This window comes from Paenibacillus wenxiniae (assembly GCF_039822605.1).
Taxonomy (GTDB): domain Bacteria; phylum Bacillota; class Bacilli; order Paenibacillales; family Paenibacillaceae; genus Saccharibacillus; species Saccharibacillus wenxiniae.
This window is the reverse complement of record NZ_JBCGUH010000002.1, coordinates 68,913-92,069: the sequence shown is the minus strand read 5'-3', so window position 1 is coordinate 92,069 and position 23,157 is coordinate 68,913. Positions and strand designations below refer to the sequence as shown.

Here is a 23,157-nt window from a genome sequence, read left to right as displayed (position 1 = left end):
TATGGCAGGGACGACTCCATAACGGTGCCGCCCCTGATGCAGGTTTTACTTTACAAGTATTATTTCTTCTTCATCTTCTCCAGCTCCGCATACATATCTGGCAAATGGTCTTGGAGTGCTGGAATCGGATCAGGATACGATAATCCCATCTCTTCCAGCGTTTCGGTCACAATTTGCAATACTGCCAGATCGCGATACCAGCGATGATCCGCAGGTACGATATGCCAGGGATGCTTTTCGGTTGCGCAATGCTTGAACAGATCCTCGTAATACGCTTGATATTGATCCCAGTATTGACGTTCATGCAGATCGCTTTCATCAAACTTCCAGTTTTTATGCGGCTTTTCGATGCGGTCAATGAGTTTTTCCAACTGGAAGCGTTTGGAAATATGCAGAAATATTTTAACGATACGCACGCCATTTTCCTCCAGCATCCGTTCAAAATCATTAATTTGTCGGAAGCGTGCGTGTGCCTGCTCATCGCTCACCTGACCGTGCACACGCGTAATGAGCACATCTTCATAATAAGAACGGTTAAAGGTAGCGATATAGCCGTAGGATGGCACATGCTGATGTGCGCGCCATAGATAGTCATGACTCAGCTCCTCCTGTGTTGGCGCCTTAAAGCTATACGTGTTCACACCGGCAGGATTTGAAATGCTAAACACTTTGTTAATGACGCCGTCTTTGCCGCTGCAATCCATGCCCTGAAATACGAATAGCACCGCATGCTTTTTACTGGCAAACAGCTTCGGCTGCAAATCCTCGAACACCGCCGACAATTCTATCTTCTCCTGCTCGGCATCTGCCTTATTTTTATACTTGCCCGTGTCCTTCGGATCGATCTCTTTCAAATGAATCGAATCGCCTGCTGCAAGAACCCAGTTTTTGTGCTTGGACATGAGAATCGCTCCTTTTAGTAGAATGATAGCTAGTAGGACTGGAATGTTAGTATCTACATATTACCCGCATGTGTAGCTTATTCTATATCAATCGTTCTATATCACTCGCTCATTTTCATGAATGGCAGTATTCATCTCCCGGCGTAACTCGCCGACAAATTCATCTCGTACACTGGCGTCAAATTTGACACGCTTCGGCTCCAGTTCTTCCAGCGCTTCGATCCATACATGACGATCATTAATATGACCGAGTTCTTTTTGAATTTTTTTGTATAGTTGTTCATGCTCGCGAAACTTGGCATTCAAGGCAAAGCCTGCCGCTTCGGCTGTGTAGCGCAGCTCTTTCGCAGCGATACGCACTTTATGCAGCGCAGTCAGTGTCTCTTCTGCTTCCAGTCCCTGTGCTTTGGCGATCTGCCGATAATGCTTTTTTTTCTGCTCATAGGAGATTTCCAGTTCTCGCATTAATCGGTTCACATCGGAAGCAGCGACCAGCGCAGGCAATTGTTCCTCTAAAAAAGGCTTCCATTTCTTATGCAGCTTTTTGCCCTGTAATGGGGGCAGCTTGCTAACGAGCTTTTTACGGTACAGCCGACGATGTTCTTTTTGCTCTTTAATAACCGCTTTTAACAATTTAGCGAGTTGATCTTGTTCCTGCTCTTTAGCCTGTTTGCGCCGCTCTTTGAACGCATCGATGAGCACGTCTTCGTCGCGCACTTTGCCGAGACGTTTTTGTGCTTTTTTGAATAATGGCAGCAGCTCGGTCTCATCATTAGGGTCCAGAATGCGCAATAAGGTCATTAGTTTACGGCAATTTACTCTCGCCTGATGCACATCTTCGTCATGGAATGTATCGACTGCCTGCTGTCCATGCTGTTGAAACTTAGCGTACAATTCACTTAGCACATCATGCCATTGCTTGGACCTGTCTTTATGCAAACTTGTTGTTGGTGCCATGACTATCACTCCTATGTTCATACTGGATCGTTACTGAATGAAGGAATTGCATGCACGTATAAAAGTAAAAACTAGCAGATGCCCGTTTTATCCATTATAGTGGAGAAAAGCAGCAAAATCGATGTTCGTTTATTCATCCCATATGTACTCTTAACCGCTGCTCCAGCAAGCTGCACCATCATCAAACAAATCATTGATGGAACACTGCTATTCTTCCTATTCATTCAACAACAATTGTAAATGATCCAGCGGTAACCAGCCCTGTGTGTCATCTGCTTCACGTCTACACCAGATCCAGCCGTTTAGCTCACGTAGCGCGGTTACTCGGTCACCAGGCACAGCGTCCATTTCAAAAGCATTGTATTCCTCGATCACCACCCCTTCTGCATCATTAGGTGCATCCCGCGTAAATACTTGCCGGGGCACCCAGCCTGCGATACCCGCTTCATTTTTGCAAAAATACCAGTCATTCCATTGCTCCGGTCCTTCGTATTTGTGACCAATTTGGATACGTTCTCCCTGGCGCAAATGAATCGGATTCGGGTAATTACTGCTATGAGCTTGGACAACGATATATGATTTCAATGCTATTTTCCTCCTTTTTACATGAATTTGCCGAAATTCAGCAGATTTCAGTCGAAATTCGCTTATTTTCCTTACCGCTCTCCTTTAAATATAGTATATAATCCGAATAGTTCGATCTGCTAGACATAAAGCTTGCTCTATCGGTACAATACGATCAACGAAGTGATGCAAGCTCGTATCTTACTCTTCCTTACACCGCATGCTTACAAACTAGAACAAGACTCGATTATAAACACAGTGAACAGCAAAGCAACCCGGTATGCTTTGAAAAATATACTTACTTTGTATTATGATATAACATAGCATGTGGCTTATCCGTGATCAGCTGGCATTCGCTGAACGAAAGGAGTATGAAGGAACAATCATGAAAGCGTATCTGTTTGCACCGATTATTGCGTCTCTGGTGGCGGGCCCTGCCACGTCATACGCTGAAGATGTGATCGATGCGGTTAATCCGTCTGCTCAGGACAATACCAGCCAGATCGTCTCCAGCTCTTCATGGGAGTATCCCATCGTGCATTTTCGTAATAGCACGTATCGGATTATGATGGACCCGGCGGTAAATACAGTTAAAGTGGGACCGAAGCTGGGCAAGATTGAACGTAATATTAGCAGCTTTGATGGGGTGGATGATGACAATTCACTCATCGACACCTCTTATAAAAATGGCGATAGTAATGTGCTTAATGTAGACACACCGATCTACAAATTCCGTAATCGCAGTACACGCGACTGCATTATCGTGAGTCACAAAAATAAATATTATAAAGCGATTCGCAAAGTCGATCCGTCTGCGAGCAAATCATCTTCATTGCAATAGTATAGCAACATACGTATAGCAGACGTATTCATTCCAACATAGACGAACAGCCGCCGCCAAACGGACTAGATCCGATTAGCGGCGGCTACTTTATTTTAGCTAACATACATCGTGCTTCTACTCCATCGGTTATAAGTCTGCGCAATGATACAGCCTCATACGCATCATGCTATTCATGTAAGCGAGCACATAGACTGTTCCTGCTATACTTCAAAATCGCTTTTCCTTCCCTTCTTGATTTCAAAATAAATCAGCCTGTTATTGATACTGTGGATCAAAGAAAAACCGTCCATTCAGCACGTTATCCCATACGACTGCTTTCGCTTGCGGTGTAAGTGAAGTGACAATCTGTTTTTTCAATACATTAACGTCCGGTCTACCTGGAATCATCGTGGTGCGCACGGTCGATACAGAAGCATCCAGTCTCATCAGCTTACCGGATTGCTGCCATGTGCTCCATGATGGCAAACCACCAGACTGGATGGAACGTCCATGCAGGAAGTTAGACACATAGTCACGATAGCGATCAGCCAGTGCCAGACGACCTTTTTCATTTGCAGCTGTATAAAATTGATCTTTAAACAGAGCTGCAAATGCACTTTTATCAAAAGCGCCGGTCAAAAAGTCCAGATCTACGCCATGCGTAGCGGCTACATATTTCGCCGGTGCTTTTACACTTACTCCATCCAATCCCCATGCAAAACGGTACGCATACATATTTTTCGCCTGTGGATCTTTACTATACTTCGCTGCTACCTGATCCGCGTTAAAGGAAGAATACAGCTCGCTTCCATACGTAGTCGCTTGCCAGAACTGCTTTTGCAACGCTGGCTCCCATGTGTTGTTCATGAAGCTGGTCGTAAATGTCGGATCAAACGCCGCAAACGCGTTGAACTCATGCTGCATACTGCCGATTAACATCGGTACACGATTGTACTGCCCATGATCGACGACATTAAAGCCCTGCTCTGGCAATACTGTACCGTCTGTGAACAGATGCGGAAATTCAGACATACGGATCATGACCGTTCCAACCGCTTCGACCAGCAAGCGACTGTCCAGGCTACGCAGTGTCTGCTGTAATTGAGCTGGATCGGTTTCTTTCAAATAACGAACCCCTTCTTCTGCCGTCTGCACGATGCCAGCTTTCACCAGCACATCAGCTAGCTTTTGGCTATCATACGCTTCTCCTTCTGATGGTGTGGATGTGGTCATTCCTCCACTTAGTGGCATCGCCTTAGCAAATAGCCCTTTTGCCAGTGGAGAAATAGTTAATGCCAGCACGTCACGTGCACCTGCTGATTGTCCGCCAAGTGTAACATTGGCTGCATTGCCGCCAATGCTGGCGATATGCTGCTGCACCCATTTTAGCGCCTGAATTTGATCCAGCAGGGCAAAATTGCCGGAATCTTCGGCAGCATTGCCCGTTTGCAGTGCCGCCGAACGCATCCAGCCAAGCAAGCCCAGCCGATAGTTAACTGTAACGATGACGGAATCGGTCTGCTCAGCCAGTTTACTCGCATCCAATGAACCGCCACTTCCCGTTACATTGCCACCTCCATGCAAAAAGACAAGCACAGGCAGCGCAGTATCCGCAGTTGCTGGACGATAAATATTTAAATACAGACAATCTTCGCTACCTATTACTTTGCCGTTCGCTAACTGCGTACAGACTTGCGGCAATTGCGTCGCAGCGATCGTTTGCGCTGGTGTCGGTTCAGGTGCTTGTGGCGCACGCCAGCGTAACTCACCGACTGGCGGTTTGGCATAAGGCACGCCGAGCCATGTCCACGTGTTAGCAGATTTTGCCTTTACACCGTTTACGATCGCCTGTGATGTCGGTTGGACGAGACTTGCCTGATACGTATAGGTCATCTGTTCACTTCCTATCTCGCTACTTGTTGCTGCCGCTACATTATTCGTACCCCATGTACATAGCAACAGTAGCCATGTCATTATTGCCGCCATATACCGTTTGTTCGTTGTACTCATTATACCTCCACCTCTCGTGTTCATGCATGTTGGGCTTATCATCGAATGAAGATTGTTATGCAGACGACAGCTATGTAAGCGAACGCAGTAATACGCTGTAGTCCTGCGGACAAACAAAAAACCTGATCCGACAACCGTATGTACACACAGGTACAGACGTTTGCCAAATCAGGTTTCGCCCGGAGTTCCGGTAACAATCCATCATTTGCTATTCATTATAGCATTTTTTGAAGCGCTTTCAATATGAAATGATGAAAACGATCTGCTATCCTTTTACCGATAGCAGACCGTTTAGGTTGGATTATGTGTACAGATGACTGACTTGTACTTACCAGCTTGCCTTTTTCACACCAGGAATTTGTCCTTGATAGGCCAGTTCACGGAATACGATCCGAGATACTTTGAATTTGCTCAAATATCCGTGCGGACGTCCTGTTACCTGACAACGATTGTGTAAACGAGTCGGTGAAGAATCACGTGGCAACTTGCTCAGCGCTTCGTAATCTCCTGCCTCTTTTAACTGACGACGTTTTTCCGCATATTTGGCAACCAATGCCTCGCGCTGGCGTTGGCGAACTACTTTTGATTTTTTAGCCAAAAATAAACACTCCATTTCTTTATCATTTTAATCGTAATAATTACTATTAATAAAGTATAGAGCATATTGTGATAGGATGCAAGGTTATTCTGCTATTGAAGTACCATCTTATCCATTAAAGTAATTTATGTAATCCAATAATGACATATGAGATCTTTTCGCAAATTAAATGATGATTTTGATTTCAAATTCGCTATTATATCGCTCCAAAATTGACATTATGTTTGTTTCTGTCTATGATTTATAAGGTTGCTACAGGTCGAATGACCGGAATATGTTGTGATCCATTCGTTATGTTGACCCTAATTTCAAATCATAATGAATGGTGGAAGGAGCGTTATTTTGAAAAAATCATTTAAAGTATGGAAATGGTTTCTGCTTGTCATCTTGCTGGCAGGCGGCGGTATAGCTAGTTATTACGCCTATTCTATTGCTCATTTTGCTTCATCCATTTCTACAGCTGAGCGTAGTCATTCGGAGGTTGATCCATCTGGCGCAGGTACGGGCGGCGAGCTGCCTGTCATTCCGGAATGGGATGGTACGGAGCCTGTGCATTTGTTATTGCTCGGTACAGACAGCCGGGATGCCGACAGTAATGGACGATCTGATTCGATGATGGTTGCTACGATTGATCCGGTCACCAAGCGGACGTACTTGATGTCTATTTTGCGTGATACCTATGTAGATATACCTGGTCATGGTTACAGTCGGATCAATGCTGCTTATTCTTATGGTGGTGCACCGCTGGCGATGGAAACGGTCGGTAAACTGCTCGGTATTCCTATCGATCATTATGTAAAAATTGATTTTGAAGGCTTCAAATCACTGGTCGATACGGTCGATGGTGTTGAGATCGATGTGGAAAAAGATATGAAGTATACCGATAGCGGTGATGGACATCGCTACGATATCGATCTGAAAAAAGGATTACAAACACTCGATGGCACCCATGCGCTACAATATGTTCGTTTCCGCCATGATGCCACATCGGATTTCACCCGTACCGAGCGACAGCGCAAGTTTCTGACCGCACTGGCGGCGAAATTGCAAAGTTCAAGCTCGCTGATCAAGCTGCCCGGCATTCTTAATAGCGTTGCCCCTTATATTGAAACGAATATGCCTACCTCTACGATGTTAAAGCTGTCACGGCTTGGGCTGGATGTGAATGTGAATCGCACGGTGAAGGTACAGATTCCGCCTAATTCGTTGCTAGAAGCGAAAACGGTGCGTGGTGCGGCTGTACTTGGAGTGAATGAAGCACGCTTGCGTGAATATATTGAAAAGATGCTGAATGATGCGAATGAAGAAACTGAAGAATTGGCAAATTAATCGATCGCTTGTAGCCTGTGATGCAGACATTCATTAACATTATAGACAAGCTCCATCCTATGCCCATCCGGAAAGGAATGAACGATGATCGACCACGATAATTTAGAAGAATATAGCGACCCGATCCATTACGATCTGGAGTTCGGCGGCGAGACGAAAAAATATCAATTTTATCTGGACTCGGCAAAAGAAATGCCCGGTACGGTGCTGGAATTAGCGTGTGGAACAGGTCTGGTCACCTTACCTCTCGCCGAAGCAGGGATTGCTATCGTCGGTGTCGATATTGCAGAACCGATGCTCGCGTATGCACGAGTGAAAGGTCAAGGATTGCCGGCTCATTTTATCCAGGCGGATGCACGAACTTTTCAGTCGGATCAACGGTTTTCTTTAATTTATCTAACGGGGAATGCATTTCAGGCATTTTTGAGTGATGAGGATCAGCTCGCTTTACTGCGTACCGTGCATCAACATTTGCAGCCAGGTGGTCGTTTTATTTTTGAAACCAGGAATCCGGCTGCTACCGATCTGTCCGATGAAGAAGAATCGCCGTGGAGTACATTTACGGATCAGGACGGACAGCTGGTTCAGGTGTCTGGCAGCCAAACGTATGATGCAAGCCGCAGCATTATGCACTGGGTCACGTATCGCACATGGCCGCACAAACGGACGATATCGCGGATTGCCTGTCGGTTTACCGATCATGATGCGCTGATAGAGCTGCTAACTTCCAATGGATTTGAGATTCAGCATCAATATGCGGATTGGGATCGAACGCCGTTTGTCCCTTCTTCTGATTTGATGATTATGGTTTGTGCTAAAGCGGAATCATGAGATTAACGAGATCAGGATCGTATTTTAAAAAGCGAATGCACGATATTGAACAGATAGATCATGATTGTGCGTGACAGTGCGGCATCATAAGGCTAACAAGATCATTAGGGTGTTTGACAGAGCGGAATAGCGACGTTACCCAGATGGGGATAACGTGTAAAAGTGCGAAATAAGGATGTTGTTAAGTTCCTAATTTTGTACCTGTCGGTTGTCTGGCAAGTCGTTATTTTTGAGAACAAATTATATGTAAAGGTCATCCTCTGAAGGATGACCTTTTTTGTTATTTCTTATATTGATTTCGATTGCTTGCCTCGCCTAAAGCATGACTGCTTATGTTATGACTGTATACGTAATCCATAGCTGAATGTCGGGTTATGACTGTACACGCAATCCATAGCTGACTGTCGGGTTATGACTGCTGATCTCGTTATGTTTAAAGTGAATGCTACGTTCCTCTTTTATATTTTGACTTCGTTATCCTTTGGCTTCTATTTCACCGTTTATTCTCCTCATTTCCTGCGGGTAGTAGGGGTTCGTACATCATAATCGCATGGTTTTCCGTAATCTGTTCGTCGCGCACGCATTCGCCTTCCCGATTGTACGTTTTATGATAAATCGTATTATGACGCACATGACCACCCCAGTATTCGGACGTGATCCAGTGATCTTTTTCATAAATTTCATAACTGTGTAGCGGTTGCAGGTTGGAACGCCATTCGCCGACGAGATGCGTATCCGTCACATAAAGCACAAGCTGGTACGATTGTGTCGTTTCATTTTTAATTTGCAGATCAAGATAGTTGTACGCGCATGTCGCTCCGCTACCAAATGGTTGGCTTCTGCGTGCATCTGGAAACACGTCATAGCTATGTCGATAACGTTCAGTCACGGTAAGTGGCGAATGCAGTGTCATCCAATAGATCAGATTGGATAGCTGACATAACCCACCACCCACTCCGGTACGCACCTGTCCGTAAAATAAAATCATCGCATCCACATATCCTTTGCGGCGCGTCGTATTGCCAATCGTACGCCAGTAGGAAAAAGTTTGCTGGGGCTTGATTATGAGTCCGTGAATTTGGTTGACGGCGAGTTTAAGATTGACCACTTTATTGTGCTGTAGCCACATGTCTACGTCCTTCAATTCGCGTAATAGCGGCGTTTGATGGGTGAAAATGACATGGGGCAACAGGTCTTGCTGCCGCTCTGTTGCATAGGATTTATGATCCAGTAACCAGCGAACATAGCGGCGTGCACGATAATACTTTTTGCCGGCATAGATGCGTAGTGAACTGCGTTGGATTGGTTTTAACGATTGCATACGTGTACCTCCTGAGTGAACATAAGCAAACTGCTCACGCTACATATGTATAATTATGGGATTCTTTATTAGCTTACAGGATGAATACACGGGAAAAGAAACAATTTTGAAGGATGACGATTTCATTTTTGCAATCGCTGGGGTAGCAGTAGGAGGATTTTGGGATTTTGGGATTTTGGGATTTTGGGATTTTGGGATTTTGGGATTTTGAGGTTTTTAGGTTTTGTTAATTTAGAGAGGTGAAGAGCATTTGAAGTTGCACCATTTAACTTTATCTGCGATTCAATCCCTCAGCTTTTCAATTTACGCTTTGCACCGATAACATAGCCATTAACATATCCATCCGTCAGCATTTTATCCAAGAAAAAAGCACCGATACCATATACATCTGTCGGCGCTTATCCTTTTCTTAGATATTAGAGCAGGTGTGATCGCTGTAATTGCTACATCTACATCTAGCTTACAGCCGATTTGTGCCTATCTGAACATAATTTAGGCTGTACAGGTAAATTTTTTTCGATGCCCAATACAGCGGAATTTGCTTTCTTTTCTACTACGTCGATTACGATACGAGACCAGCGTCTATCCCCTTCTCCTTCATCAGAATAGTCGTTGTCTCACTACATAACTTTACATACACAACCTGCCCAGTTAGAAAGCTAATGCAGTTCATGTTCGTATCTACCTTGCATCATCTGATACAGCATCGCATTCAGCCGATCAGCAATGTATAAATAATGCCCGGACCATGCACACCGATCGTCAGATCATTTTCAATATCGGATGAACGACTTGGACCTGAGATAAAATGTACACCTGCCGGCAATTGCTCACGTCCGCGCTGATCCATTGGAATTAACAGCTCGCCGAGTCGTGTATGCAAGTTTTCTTTGTACAACAGCACGATACATACGGTCGGCAGCAAACTTACCGATCGTCCCTGCACGGCAGATGAAGTGACCATAACCGTTCCGGTATAAGCAGCCGCGCCGTCTGCCATGACAATGCCGATATCCGCACCTGCGGCTGTGGCACGCCAGTCGATCTGTACATTTTCATTCCAGACGGCGATATGCACATCAGGCAGACGTTGCTCCAAACGGAGCTGCTGCAACTCAGGCAGCTGCTGTCTTACAATTTCACGTGCTTTTAATTCCTGCGCATACTGAACGATCCACTCTCCTGCGGCTTCCAAACTATCAACCGATACGACATGTCCACCCACTTCTTGAAAATGAGCGGTAAAGCGCTCTATGCGCTCCTGTTCATTCCAGCTCCATTCATTCCAAAAAGTGGGCGCACCACGAAATGGATGTTGCGGTGGCTCTGTAGCTCGCGGACGTCCGAGTCGAGACGAAATATGATCGATAAATGTTTGCTGTTGGCGCCGCGATTGCTGCTCCAGTTCAGCTAGCCATGATGGTTGAGCCTGTTCGTCATTCGCGTTATTCGCGGTATTCGTGGCACTTGCGATATTGTTTGTATGTTCGGCATTTTCTATATTTGCCGGATTTATAAAATTCTCATTAGTTATAGTATTTTTATGAGTTGCAGAATTTCCATTGTTCCTAGTAAGTGGAGTATTCATCGTGTGTTCAACATGGGCAGGAACAGACGATGCTCCCTTTTCCGTATCGCTAAATTTCGCTTCGTTCATAGATGGATTCGTATTACGACTCATTGCGGTCACCTCTTTGTCTTCGTTGTCTCGCTTGAATCAATTGTTCCATCCGATCCTGCATCGTCTGATCCATCGTCACGCTTTGCTGATCTAGCTCCTGCTCTAACTTCGTCCAGCGCTCGCGGAATGGATCATCTGCCATTGACGGCATATCCCGGTACGTATTCCAGCCTTTGAGCGGACCGACTTTCAATGAAATCGTGCCGTTATGAACGATCGGCTTCTGGAACAGCCGTCCCATCTTTAGCGCTGCACCAAGACGTTTGGAATTGCCCATCACGACTGCAAAGCCCTTCATACCGAGCGATTCCCAGCGATTGCCGAGACCACGTTCGACCTTACGACGACGCAAATAGACGAGCATATCATGCAGCGGAATTTTCACCGGACAGGCTTCATAACAAGCTCCGCACAGACTGGAGGCATTGGCGATATCATCCCATTCAGCTACATTGCGATTCAATGCAGGTGTTAATACCGCACCGATCGGGCCACTATACGTCCCACCATACGAATGTCCGCCAATTTGCCGATAGACCGGGCACACATTTAGACATGCACCACAGCGAATACAATTGAGCAACTCCTGAAATTCCGGATCACCGAGCTGACTGGAGCGTCCATTATCTACGATCACGATATGCATTTCTTCCGGTCCGTCGCCGTCTTGCTGACGTTTAGGGCCGGTAATGCCAGACATATACATCGTTAATCGCTGACCGGTCGCCGAACGGGGCAATAATGTAGCCATAACTTCCAGGTCTTCCCATGATGGAATGATGCGCTCCATGCCCATTAGTGTAATTTGCGTTTTGGGCACCGTGGTCACCATACGGGCATTGCCTTCATTTTCAAATAGCACCATCGAGCCGGTTTCGGCAATGGCAAAGTTACACCCCGTCATCCCGATATCGGCATCCAGAAACTTCTCCCGTAGCTTCCGCCGTACATAGCCTGCCAGTATCGTTGTATCTGGCGGCAGTTGTTCGCCGGCATCCTCGGATAATAGCTCGGCAATTTGATAGCGGTTTTTGTGAATGGCTGGAATGACGATATGGGATGGGCCTTCACCGGCGAGCTGAATAATATACTCGCCCAGATCACTTTCCACCGCTTCAATACCGGCTTCCTCCAGCGCATGGTTAATATGCAGTTCTTCCGACACCATCGATTTCGATTTAACGACCGATTGGGCTTGTTTATGCCGGGCAATCGTCATTACAATTTCGGTTGCAGCCGCTGTATCCTCGGCAAAATGTACATGCACCCCATTAGCACGCGCATTGTCTACAAATAGATTCAGGTAATAATCCAGATGCGCGATCGTATGCAAACGAATCTGTCTGCCCCGTTCACGCCATTCGTCCCAATTTCCATGTTCGGTTGAAGCGATTTGCTTGCCGTTACGCAGTCGCTCGGTCGTAAACCGAACGGCTTTACGCAGAAAGTCATTGTTCAGCGCAATATCGGCACGCTCTTTTACAGTTGTAGATCGCTGTTCGCTCGTACTCATCGCACCGCCACCCCCTCATACAGCAGTTCTGCCAGATGCATGACCCGTACCTGCTCACCGCGATGACGCAAATTGCCCGCAATATTCATCAGACACGCCATATCCAGACCGACGAGCACTTCCGCCTCCGTTTCCTTAATATGATCTACCTTTTCCGAGACCATCGCACCGGAGATGTCCGCCATCTTCACGGCAAATGTACCGCCAAAGCCACAGCAATCATCGGCAAACGGCAATGGTACTAGCTCCAATCCGCTTACGTGAGCTAGCAGCGCCATCGGCTCTTCTTTTACGCCCAGCAGACGGCTACCGTGGCAGGACGGATGATAGGTTACGCGATGCGGAAAATGAGCACCCACATCGGTAATGCCAAGCACCTGTACGAGAAATTGAGTAAACTCATACGTCTTCGCTTCCAGCGCATGTGCCTGTTCTAACCAGATCGGATCATCTTTGAACAGCTCTGCATAATGATGAATCATATACGTACACGAACCTGATGGCGAGACGACAAAGTCACTATCTTGAAACGCTTTCAAAATCGTCTTTGCGGTTGTACGCGTCTCTTCCCAATAGCCGCTATTGTACGAAGGCTGTCCGCAGCATGTCTGCACGGAAGGAAAATCCAGCTTCACTCCGTGCGCTGCCAGCAGACGAACCATCGCCTCGCCAACCTGTGGATAGATTGCATCACTCAGACAGGTAATAAATAGCGATACTTTCATTGCCGTACCTCCTCTTCATGGAAAATGAAAAAGATGACATCCCGCTGCGAAAACGTACCCGACACCCGGCGCTCCGGGCATACACATGCAATTCGCCGCATGACCGCCATCTTATTCATCCCTACTTATTATATCCATGCTTATTTTAAAATAGGATCTAGCTACTTATGACCATGCGGAACGTGATGTATGATGATCAGACAACCGTCACATTGATATCCTGTTCCTGCAATCGCTCTACAATACTACGTTCAATACGGCTGTCGGTAATGAGCTGATCCACCTCGTTCAGATTCATCACATGGGCAAATGCTTGCACGCCGAACTTGCTTGCATCTGCCAGTAAAATGACCTGGTCTGCCATACCGACCATTTTTTGCTTTACCCGTCCTTGCAGCTCATTCGATTCACTTACACCACGTTCCAAATGCACACCCTGACACGATAAAAACAGCTTATTTACATAATACGTCTCCAACGAACGTTCTGCCAGCGGGCCGACAAACGACAGGGAGCGCGACACCAGCTGACCACCAGTCGCGATAACTTCAATTTTCTCCCGATTGCTCAGCTGGGTCGCTACACGAATCGAATTGGTTAGTACGGTCAGCGGAATATCCGGTAGCGATGCTGCCATATACCACGCCGTCGTACTCGCATCAAGCAGAATCCGATCATGTGGCTCAATCAGTCCTACCGCCTGCTCGGCGATGCGACGTTTTTCTTCGGCATGCATAATTTCACGTTCGGAGAACGGTGTCTCCGGTTGTTCACCCTGTACGCTTATCGCACCGCCATGCGAGCGCCGCAGCAGACCCTGCCGTTCCAGACGATCCAAATCGCGGCGAATCGTTTCCTCGGTCACCTGACAGCGTTCGCTCAGCTCCGTCACGCGCATACTTCCATGTTCATTGACCAGCTTCACAATCTTGTCATATCGCTGTGCCACTAGCATCATATCCTCAACTCCGACTCGTTATTGTACGGGCACTTCAATATATCGGCAAAAGCGTTGATACGCCTGCTGCCACATGTCTCCCTCCTGTGGCTCATACACATCCACTGGAAAGGAATCACGGATAACAGCGCGCGCTTCCCGAATATCTCGAAACGTCCCCTGTGCTATCCATTGTACCGCCAGATTGCCAATTGCGCTTCCTTCGGCTGGTCCTGCCCATACCGGACGTTCAATCGCATTCGCCGTCCACTGGCAAAGTAGACGATTTTGAATGCCACCGCCTACCATATGCAGACCATCGAAGGCTTGACCTGACAGTTGCTCGGTCAGCTCTAACACATAACGATATTTTAATACGAGACTTTCAAAAATGCAGCGTGCTACGGCACCGCGCGATTGTGGAACAGGCTGATGACTGCGACGACAATAATCCGCAATCCGCTTCGCCATATCCCCTGCATGCAGAAAGACGGGATCATCCGGATCGATAAATGACTGAAATGGGGGCGCTTGCTCGGCGCCAGACAGCCAATCCGCATAGGAAGCATAGTGCCCATCTCGCTCACACTCACGCTTATACTCTTGAAAAATCCACAAGCCCATAATATTTTTGAGCAGACGATACGTGCCATATGCACCGCCTTCATTCGTAAAATTAAGCTTTAGCGCCTGCTCATTGATGACCGGCTCCGTTACTTCGGTGCCCATCAGCGACCATGTTCCACAGCTTAAGTAAGCAAATGTGTCGGACAAAGCCGGAACCGCTACGACTGCCGATGCTGTATCATGTTCTGCCACTGCGGTAACCGGAATGGCAGGCAACCCAAGCTCTTCCATTAGTGAAGAGCGCAAACGCCCGGCCGCTGTACCGGGCTGCACAGGCTTACCAAACCATGACGATGGAATGCCAATATGCGATAACAGCTTCCGATCCCACTCATGCTGACGCGTGTTGTACAGCTGCGTCGTTGTCGCATTTGTAAATTCATTGATCATCTCACCGGTCATAAAATAACGCAGCAGATCTGGAATCATCAGCAAACGCTGGGCTTCCTTAAGCATCGACGAATCATCACGCCGCATTGCCGCCAGCTGATACAGCGTATTAAAGCTCAGAAACTGAATCCCGGTCGCTTCAAAAATTCGTTCCGCTGTCAGCTCAGCCATTAGCTCTTCCATCATTCCGGTCGTATGCGGATCACGATAATGATACGGATTGCCCAGCAGCTCGCCACTACGTCCGATCAAACCAAAATCAACCGCCCACGAATCGATACCGATACTTTCCGGTATGATCCGTTCCTGTTTAGCCGTGACTAAACCTTGTTGCAACTCATAGTATAACCTTAAAATATCCCAGTACAGATGCTGACCAACCTTTACCGGCTCATTCGCAAAACGGTGAATCTCCTGCGTCACGATCTGGTAGTCTGTCAGTCTGCCGACAATGGCTCTGCCGCTGCCTGCGCCCAGATCATAAGCAAGGATCGTCACCAGCTGGCACCGCCTTTACCACGGACGAGAATACGCTGTCCATATGAATCATCCAGATAGGCTCGCATCGGGTCAACTGGCAACCCCTGCTCTTCACGCACGGCATGAAGCAATGGTGTCACATCAAACTCAAATGCACGTCTAACCGCATCTTCCGCCCCCAGCACATCGCCGCGTTGCTGCGCCTCGGCTACTTCGCGATGATCGACCAGCAGCGCTTTGGCATATTGCGTTTGTACATTCAGCACCGACCGGATCATCGCTGGAATTTTCTGCTCAATATTGTGCGACTGATCGATCATGTAGGCGATGCTATTCACCGCATCGATCAGACGCTGCTCTCCACTCTCGGCCGCATCCAAAATCTGATAAAAGATCAAAAACAGCTCATACGGATTAATCGCCCCCACGATCAGATCATCATCCGCATATTTATAACTATTAAAATGAAATCCGCCCAATCGTCCTTCATCGATCAAATACGATACGATATGTTCTACATTGGCACCTGGCAGATGATGCCCGGTATCAACAAGCACCTGTGCCTGCTCACCGAGTTTGAGCGCCAGATTGTACGCCATGCCCCAATCCGCAATATCGGTATGGTAAAACGCTGGCTCAAACGCCTTATATTCGATCAGCATCCGCATATCCGGCGATAATGCGCTGTACATCTCTGCCAGCGCTTCCAGCATCCAATGTTTACGCTGACGAATACTCCCCTGTCCCGGATAGTTCGTCCCATCGGCAAACCAGAGACTAATATCGCGCGAACCTGTCGCTCGCGCAATATCTACACATTCCAGCAAATGCGCAGTTGCCTTACGCCGTACTGCCGGATCCGTATGCGTAACACTACCGAGCATATAATCCTCTTGCTGAAATAAGTTCGGGTTAATCGCGCCAATCTGCAAATTCAGACTCTCTGCATGACTGCGTAGCTTGCCATAATCGTCCACATGATCCCACGGAATATGAATGGCAACGGATGGGCATAGTCCGGTTAAGCGGTGAACCTGTGCGGCATCTTCCAGCTTTTCAAATGGATCGCGTGGCACGCCTTCTTTTTGGAACACTTTAAACCGTGTACCCGAATCGCCATAACCCCAGGATGGGGTCTCGATCTGGAGCGCTTTGAGCCGGGATTTGATTTTGTTCAAGTCCATTCCGCGTGCTTGCTGCTGTTCTTCGAATAAGGCATACGCTTTATCGGTCATGGTGGTGCCTCCTTGTTTTCAGTGTTGTGGTGTGCGAACAGATGTAATTGAGCAGCATCCACTCCGGGAAGGAATAAGGGGATCGACTCCCGTCTCGCACAGGAATCTACGAATGTGTAGTAAATGCAGATTCCCGTGCTCGGAAGCAGTAAGATATTTTGCTTTGCAAAAATCACTCTCTCATTGAACCTCGTGTTAGGAAATCGCTAACACTGAAGCAGTAAGATATTTTGCTTTGCAAAAATCACTCTCTCATTGAACCTCGTGTTAGGAAATCGCTAACACTGAAGCAGTAAGATATTTTGCTTTCGCAAAAATCACTCTCTCATTGAACCTCGTGTTAGGAAATCGCTAACACTGAAGCAGTAAGATATTTTGCTTTCGCAAAAATCACTCTCTCATTGAACCTCGTGTTAGGAAATCGCTAACACTAAAGCAGTAAGATATTTTGCTTTCGCAAAAATCACTCTCTCATTGAACCTCGTGTTAGGAAATCACTAACACTGTAAGTCGTCCTCATCCCTTATTTCCTTCCCTCCGTTCAGCGATACTCGCAACATGCCTGTTCGCACACACAATTAGTTTGGGAGCATGAGGGTCTAAACCTGGTAGATTGAACATGTTAAATGTTAACTTTGATTGTTTGCTTACATTTCTATCATTCAGAATTGGAAACCGATTCAAATTTAAAATGGCTCGCTTTTAGCATACTGGTATCTTGATCAATTCAAATCGAAAAGCTAATCTGCTTTACCTTATGAAATTAGGCTTATACCAAACAATAAACTCATTTCTATTGCATCTGTTGTATAACATCAAACTTTACCTTTAATGCGGTTAAGGTACTTTACTTGTTAGTACGTTGATCGCTTTACATATGAATGTTGATCAGATGCTGATCTATATAGAACAAAACATGAATGAACTCAAAGTTTCAATTGATGGTGTTCAATGTGCTAGGGAGTATCTGAAAAACTTTTAGATATAACAGTTATGACTTTATTTTGGTCAAGATAGGTTTATTTCAGTTTTTACAGCTATACATCTCACCGTGATAACAGACAGCGCGTTGTTTAGATTTAATTTTAATCCTTACGCTGATAAGCTCTAATGATAGAAAATATATCATTATTTTATATAGGGTTGTTTGCATAGGATTACTTCATACACAGTTACTTTGTAATCTCATGTTTCGATTGCTTTTGTACTTTTGTAATTGGTTTTTTAAGGAACTTAGCTTATCTATCTAGGAGTAGTACCAATACTTATGTCAGTTATCACTGCAAACATTTGGAGCTTTGCAGCGCTTTACTTTTTGCAATTACTGTCATCGTATCCACTCTCTATCTCGTAAATGCCGCAGGCACGCCGCCATCGATCGTGAGCATACAGCCGGTCGTTTTGGCTGCTTTCGATGAGGCAAAGTAAGCTACACCTTCGGCGATATCGTCGGGGTAGATATTGACGAGCAGTGTTGTCCGTTTGCGGTAATGATCTTCCAGCTGATCCGGTTCGATACCATAGGCAGCGGCGCGTTCGTTGCGCCAGTTCGAGTTCCAGATCGCCGATCCCTGCAAGATCGCGTCAGGTAAAATCGTATTAACACGAATACCGAGTTCGCCGCCTTCGGCTGCGATACAGCGTGCCAGATGGGCTTCAAGTGCTTTGGCAGAACTGTAGGCAGTGACGTTTTTGCCTGCGTAGATGGAATTTTTGGAGCCGATGAATACCATGCTACCGCCCAGTTGCTGCTGTTTCATCACCTTGAATGCTTCGCGTGCGACGAGGAAGTAGCCGGTACCGAGCACATTCATATTCAGCTCCCATTCTTTGAGCGATGTTTCATCAAATGGACTGGAGGTTGCTAGTCCTGCATTATTGATCAAAATATCAACACCGCCGTAAGCGAGCGACGTCTGAGCAAATGCCGCTTCTACAAGCGCTTCATTCGTCACGTCCATACGTACCGCTAGTGCGCGGCCAACGCCAAAGCTAGCATTTAGTTCATCCGCTACCTGTTGCGCCCCTTCCAAATTCAGGTCTGCCAGCACGACATGTGCGCCTTCGCTGACGAGACGATGTGCAGTTGCGCTGCCGATGCCACCTGCTCCACCTGTAATGAGCGCAATCTGACGGGAAAATTCCGCTTCTGGCGGTGCCAGTGTTAGCTTATACAGCTCCAGCGGCCAGTATTCCACATGATACGATTCCGATTCGCTTAAGGACACAAATTGCCCTAGTGCTGTCGCCCCACCCATGACTGCAATCGCACGATGATAGAGTGCACCGCTGACGAGTGACATCGCATGACTTTTACCTGTATTGATCATCCCTATTCCTGGAATCAGAATGACACGGGGCGCAGGTTCAAACATCACATCGCCTTCGCTATGGTTACGTTCAAAATACGCTTTATACTGCTGTTTGTACTGTTGTACACCTTGAAGCACTGCTTGCTTTAAACCTTCATAATCATCGGCTGCTGGTGTCCAATCGATATACAAGGGCGTCATCTTCGTATGGACGAGATGATCCGGACAAGCTGCTCCTACCTGAGATAAAGCAGCCGAATCCTGTCCATTAACAAAGGTGAGCACATCGTCTGCATCATCGAATGTTAAGATCATTCGCTTGCTGTCACTCACCGCTCCACGCAGCGCTGGCATCAGACTGGCTACCAGCTGCTGGCGCTGCTCAGATGATAACGCTTGCACTTTTGCTCCGCCAAACGCTTCTTTTTTACTTGCCTGCTCCGCAATATATTGTGCCGCGCGATTAATGATCTCAATCGTTTTGTTATAACACTCTTCCTGCGTCTCGCCCCATGTGACCAGACCATGCTTTTCCATCAGCACCAGTTCCGCGTTTGGATGATCTAGCACACCTTGAGCGATCATTTTTGATAAGGTAAAACCTGGGCGAATATAAGGCACCCAGACGAACCGGTCTCCAAAAATTTCTTTCGCTATCTCTTTGCCGTTATGTGCACAGCATAGACTAATAATCGAGTCGGGATGCGTATGATCGACATGACGAAATGGAAGGAAGGCATGCAATAGCGTCTCAATCGATGGACGCGGTGCCTTCGGATCAATCATACAATTGGCAAGATAAGCGACCATATCCTCATCTGACATTTCCGTGCGTTCGAACAATGGGCGAATATCCTCCATCCGCAATCCGGTAAAATGCTGCGCCTTCATCGAAGCTAGATCCGAGCCACTGCCTTTCACATACATCACTTCCACATCACGTCCGCGAAAATCCTGTATCACCGTCTTGGTCGACGTATTGCCACCGCCCCAGTTACACACCCGACGATCCGAACCGATCAGATTGGAACGATACACAAGCTGATCGACACCTTCCTGAATCGCTGCTGCCTGACTGGAATCCCATTGATTTGGTATCATGCTTCATCCTCCATATATTGGCTTGGTCACAGCAGTTTTGGACAATCTAGTACATGCGCTATAACTGCTGCTTCCTGCTATTGAACCCGCTGCTTCGGACTGATGATGATTCGACGTTAGGGTTCCTTTTTCAGCAGTATATCATTTTTGTTTTGGTTTGAATATATATAAAACGGAAATAAACAAAAATATATTTAAAATTGGTAACGCTTAAACAGAATAAAATAAATAAAATTTCTTTATAGAGCACATGTCTTTATTGTATGCTCATCATAAAATTTTCATTATAAAAAGACCCTACCAGCTGCATTGAATGTTGCTTGCAGCTGACAGAGCCTTGTGAAGGATTAAATTGTTTTATTTAATTTAGAGTGTATACGCCAAATATTTGTGCTGAGGCAAAATGTGTGTGCTGAGACTGACACCTATACGAGTTTGCATCGATGCTCTAGTTGCTACCTATATGGCATTACGATGATGGATAGTCATCACGATCTACTTTAACTTACATCTTTAACAAACATCCTCAACCTGTATTCCATTTAGAAATGCAACGCCCATGCGCCTGGACCGATCAAAGCAAGACCAATCGCGACAACGATCAGAAACAAATTGTATTCAAAACCACCACCACCGTTAGCGAAGCCTTTCGGGCCGTGAACTTTAGCGATTGCGCCCAGCATTACAACAACAACGAGTACAGCTGCCAGTGGTAACCACAGACCGAGCACGAACAGAAGACCGCTCAGCAGCTCAGCAATACCGCTTAATGTTGCAGCTACATGGCCCGGTTTAATACCGATCGACTCAAACCAGCCACCTGTTCCTTTAATCCCATAACCGCCGAACCAGCCAAACAATTTCTGTGTACCGTAAAAGAGAAACACGACACCGATCATCAAACGAATAAGCAATAAACCGAAATCTTCCATTGTAAAACACTCCTTTAGCTGTAATAGATATTTAAATATTTTCACACTGCAAACATGATGAGTCTGTTATACTTTTGTATCTGTTTTGTTTTTGATTGTATGATTTTTTGATTATATGATTTTGTTTTTTGTTCTTTTTGAATTTGGTAATGGATTGCCTGATTGCTTGTGCTCCTATTACCGCTATAACTTAATCATGATCTACTATGCTTTAGCCTTGTTAGCTATGTTGCTAGTTACGTTGCCAGCAAGGCATCATACGTTGTTATCGTCATCGCTACAACTTGGACTCCACTCTCATCATGTGTCTCATTGTACGTTTGCCTCCATCCGATCCTTACATCTCAATCCAGTTCGCGCACTTCAAACGGCAGTAAGATTTGCTCTAATTTGGCACGATGCGGTTCATACTGTTCGGGCAGCATCAATTTCTGACCCATCGTTTCATAGGACTCATCATGAGCAAAGCCCGGCGGATCGGTAGCAATTTCGAACAAAATTTCGCCATGCTCTCTAAAGTAAATCGCATTAAAGTAATTACGATCACGCACAGCCGTGACACCATAACCTTGATTGCCTACAAACTCCTGCCATTCCAGTTGATCCGTGTCATCAACTGCACGCCATGCGATATGATGTACAGTACCGACACCCATTTCACCGCGAACGCCAGCTGTCATTTTCAGATCAATCACATTGCCGATTTCTGCCTGCGAATGATAGCGAGTATAGTCACCTTCCTCTGCTACACGCTCCAATCCCATCACCTGCTCCAGCAGTTGAGCCGTCTGTGCAGGCTGCGAGGAGTACAATGTCGCTCCTCCAAAACCTTTGATCGCCATATCAGCACTCACACCACCAAAGTTCCAGCCGTTACGATCGGCTCCACCGCGAGCAACCAGTTCCAGATGCAAACCATGCGGATCATCAAATGCCAGATATGTTTCGCCAAAACGCATGTCCGTATGATACTTAATTCCAAACTGCTCTAACCGTTTCGCCCAAAAGTCGAGTGTTCCTTGTGGCACAACATAAGAAGTCACGCCCACCTGTCCATCTCCAATGACACCTTGCCGAGCACCTGCCCACGGGAAAAAAGTAATGATCGTACCCGGCTTGCCGCCTTCATTACCAAAGTACAGATGGTATGTACCAGGGTCATCAAAATTCACGGTTTGTTTCACCAATCGCAAGCCAAGCACACCTGCGTAAAAATCAACGTTTTCCTGTGGATGCCCTACGATTGCTGTAATGTGGTGAATACCCATTGTGTGTTTGTTCATCATTATCGTCCCCTTTGTTTGTGTGATGGATTATGCAGTGATGCGTCATTATTTTATCGGCTATATTCGCCTTATTTAATAAATCTTAATTTAAAGATAATTGGTTATGAGGCAATATTACTTTACTTTAAGATAAATGTCAACCCTTTTTGTATCATCATTTTTAAAGAGCAGATCACGCCGACTCCATCGTCATGTTTTCATTCTTGTCAAACGGGTAATGTAAAGAAGAGTCAAGACAACATCAGCTTAGGACAACATAAGGAGGAGAGTAACATGGCAGAAGATAACAAAATGGAAAACCCGAATTCAGAGGATACATTGATGGAGAAGCGCAAAAAGGAAAATGGCGCCAACCCGGAAACGCAGGCAGATGACTGGGTAGCCAAGCCATCTCCAGTTGCCGCAGGTGACGAAGATCAGGATAAAAAGGATTCCGACAAGTAATCCGGTCGCACGTTATCTTTTTATGAACTAGACTTATAACTGTGATCACTCACATAGCAGACAACATCGGTCATGATGATCGATGTTGTCTTTTTTTGTTAACCGAACTATGCGTATACAGATCATTTTATTCAGTTACTGTATCTTATGATCTTATAC

At 46.2% G+C, this 23,157-nt stretch carries 19 protein-coding genes; 4 read left to right on the top strand and 15 right to left on the bottom strand.

What is annotated here, in order from left to right:
* Positions 1-59 precede the first annotated feature (59 nt).
* From AAHF22_RS03660 to AAHF22_RS03650, 3 genes are all read right to left on the bottom strand, one after another.
* Complete coding sequence (locus tag AAHF22_RS03660) at positions 60-902, bottom strand: PPK2 family polyphosphate kinase (protein ID WP_347323615.1); 843 nt, start codon at positions 900-902, stop codon at positions 60-62.
* A gap of 96 nt (positions 903-998) precedes the next feature.
* Positions 999-1,859 (bottom strand): CHAD domain-containing protein, encoded by an 861-nt coding sequence (locus AAHF22_RS03655; RefSeq protein ID WP_347323614.1) that lies wholly within the window; start codon positions 1,857-1,859, stop codon positions 999-1,001.
* A 216-nt stretch (positions 1,860-2,075) separates the two neighbouring features.
* Positions 2,076-2,444: an SH3 domain-containing protein gene (locus tag AAHF22_RS03650; protein ID WP_347323613.1), complete on the bottom strand. Its 369-nt coding sequence runs from the start codon at positions 2,442-2,444 to the stop codon at positions 2,076-2,078.
* A 364-nt stretch (positions 2,445-2,808) separates the two neighbouring features.
* On the opposite strand from AAHF22_RS03650, the gene AAHF22_RS03645 reads away from it, so the two are divergent.
* The gene (locus AAHF22_RS03645) at positions 2,809-3,264 is read left to right on the top strand and encodes a hypothetical protein (protein ID WP_347323612.1); all 456 of its coding nucleotides are present in this window, start codon (positions 2,809-2,811) and stop codon (positions 3,262-3,264) included.
* A 258-nt stretch (positions 3,265-3,522) separates the two neighbouring features.
* Here AAHF22_RS03645 and AAHF22_RS03640 read toward each other — a convergent pair whose 3' ends face one another.
* On the bottom strand, positions 3,523-5,256 hold the full coding sequence (locus tag AAHF22_RS03640; RefSeq protein ID WP_347323611.1) for a carboxylesterase family protein: 1,734 nt from the start codon (positions 5,254-5,256) through the stop codon (positions 3,523-3,525).
* 328 nt (positions 5,257-5,584) lie between these two features.
* The gene (gene rpsN / locus AAHF22_RS03635) at positions 5,585-5,854 is read right to left on the bottom strand and encodes a 30S ribosomal protein S14 (RefSeq protein ID WP_347323610.1); all 270 of its coding nucleotides are present in this window, start codon (positions 5,852-5,854) and stop codon (positions 5,585-5,587) included.
* Positions 5,855-6,172: 318 nt separating this feature from the next.
* Here rpsN and AAHF22_RS03630 point away from each other — a divergent pair, with 318 nt between their 5' ends.
* Both AAHF22_RS03630 and AAHF22_RS03625 read left to right on the top strand, forming a co-directional pair.
* Positions 6,173-7,183, top strand: coding sequence for an LCP family protein (locus tag AAHF22_RS03630; protein WP_371834012.1), 1,011 nt, complete (start codon positions 6,173-6,175; stop codon positions 7,181-7,183).
* Between the two features lie 84 nt (positions 7,184-7,267).
* The gene (locus tag AAHF22_RS03625; protein WP_347323609.1) at positions 7,268-8,014 is read left to right on the top strand and encodes a class I SAM-dependent methyltransferase; all 747 of its coding nucleotides are present in this window, start codon (positions 7,268-7,270) and stop codon (positions 8,012-8,014) included.
* Between the two features lie 493 nt (positions 8,015-8,507).
* On the opposite strand, the gene AAHF22_RS03620 is transcribed toward AAHF22_RS03625, so the two are convergent.
* The 10 genes from AAHF22_RS03620 to AAHF22_RS03575 all read right to left on the bottom strand — a co-directional run bounded on the left by AAHF22_RS03620 (position 8,508) and on the right by AAHF22_RS03575 (position 22,551).
* Entirely contained in the window at positions 8,508-9,335 is an 828-nt protein-coding gene (locus AAHF22_RS03620; protein ID WP_347323608.1) for a VanW family protein, read from the bottom strand.
* A 712-nt stretch (positions 9,336-10,047) separates the two neighbouring features.
* A complete protein-coding gene (locus AAHF22_RS03615; protein ID WP_347324091.1) occupies positions 10,048-10,809 on the bottom strand; it encodes a LutC/YkgG family protein in 762 nt (253 codons plus the stop codon).
* Positions 10,810-11,005: 196 nt separating this feature from the next.
* Complete coding sequence (locus AAHF22_RS03610) at positions 11,006-12,529, bottom strand: LutB/LldF family L-lactate oxidation iron-sulfur protein (protein ID WP_347323607.1); 1,524 nt, start codon at positions 12,527-12,529, stop codon at positions 11,006-11,008.
* Positions 12,526-13,254 carry a (Fe-S)-binding protein gene (locus AAHF22_RS03605; RefSeq protein WP_347323606.1) on the bottom strand — a complete coding sequence of 243 codons (729 nt, stop codon included), beginning with the start codon at positions 13,252-13,254 and terminating at the stop codon, positions 12,526-12,528. Before AAHF22_RS03605 ends, AAHF22_RS03610 begins: the two co-directional genes overlap by 4 nt.
* A 196-nt stretch (positions 13,255-13,450) precedes the next feature.
* Positions 13,451-14,209: a DeoR/GlpR family DNA-binding transcription regulator gene (locus tag AAHF22_RS03600; protein ID WP_347324090.1), complete on the bottom strand. Its 759-nt coding sequence runs from the start codon at positions 14,207-14,209 to the stop codon at positions 13,451-13,453.
* Positions 14,210-14,230: 21 nt separating this feature from the next.
* The gene (gene rhaB / locus AAHF22_RS03595; protein WP_347323605.1) at positions 14,231-15,706 is read right to left on the bottom strand and encodes a rhamnulokinase; all 1,476 of its coding nucleotides are present in this window, start codon (positions 15,704-15,706) and stop codon (positions 14,231-14,233) included.
* Positions 15,703-16,923, bottom strand: coding sequence for an L-rhamnose isomerase (rhaI, locus tag AAHF22_RS03590; protein ID WP_347323604.1), 1,221 nt, complete (start codon positions 16,921-16,923; stop codon positions 15,703-15,705). Before rhaI ends, rhaB begins: the two co-directional genes overlap by 4 nt.
* 1,343 nt (positions 16,924-18,266) lie before the next feature.
* Complete coding sequence (locus AAHF22_RS03585) at positions 18,267-20,336, bottom strand: bifunctional aldolase/short-chain dehydrogenase (RefSeq protein ID WP_347323603.1); 2,070 nt, start codon at positions 20,334-20,336, stop codon at positions 18,267-18,269.
* Between the two features lie 542 nt (positions 20,337-20,878).
* On the bottom strand, positions 20,879-21,268 hold the full coding sequence (locus AAHF22_RS03580) for a DoxX family protein (RefSeq protein ID WP_347323602.1): 390 nt from the start codon (positions 21,266-21,268) through the stop codon (positions 20,879-20,881).
* A 344-nt stretch (positions 21,269-21,612) separates the two neighbouring features.
* Positions 21,613-22,551, bottom strand: coding sequence for a ring-cleaving dioxygenase (locus tag AAHF22_RS03575; protein WP_347323601.1), 939 nt, complete (start codon positions 22,549-22,551; stop codon positions 21,613-21,615).
* Between the two features lie 276 nt (positions 22,552-22,827).
* Here AAHF22_RS03575 and AAHF22_RS03570 point away from each other — a divergent pair, with 276 nt between their 5' ends.
* Positions 22,828-22,998, top strand: coding sequence for a hypothetical protein (locus AAHF22_RS03570; RefSeq protein WP_347323600.1), 171 nt, complete (start codon positions 22,828-22,830; stop codon positions 22,996-22,998).
* Positions 22,999-23,157: the final 159 nt, after the last annotated feature.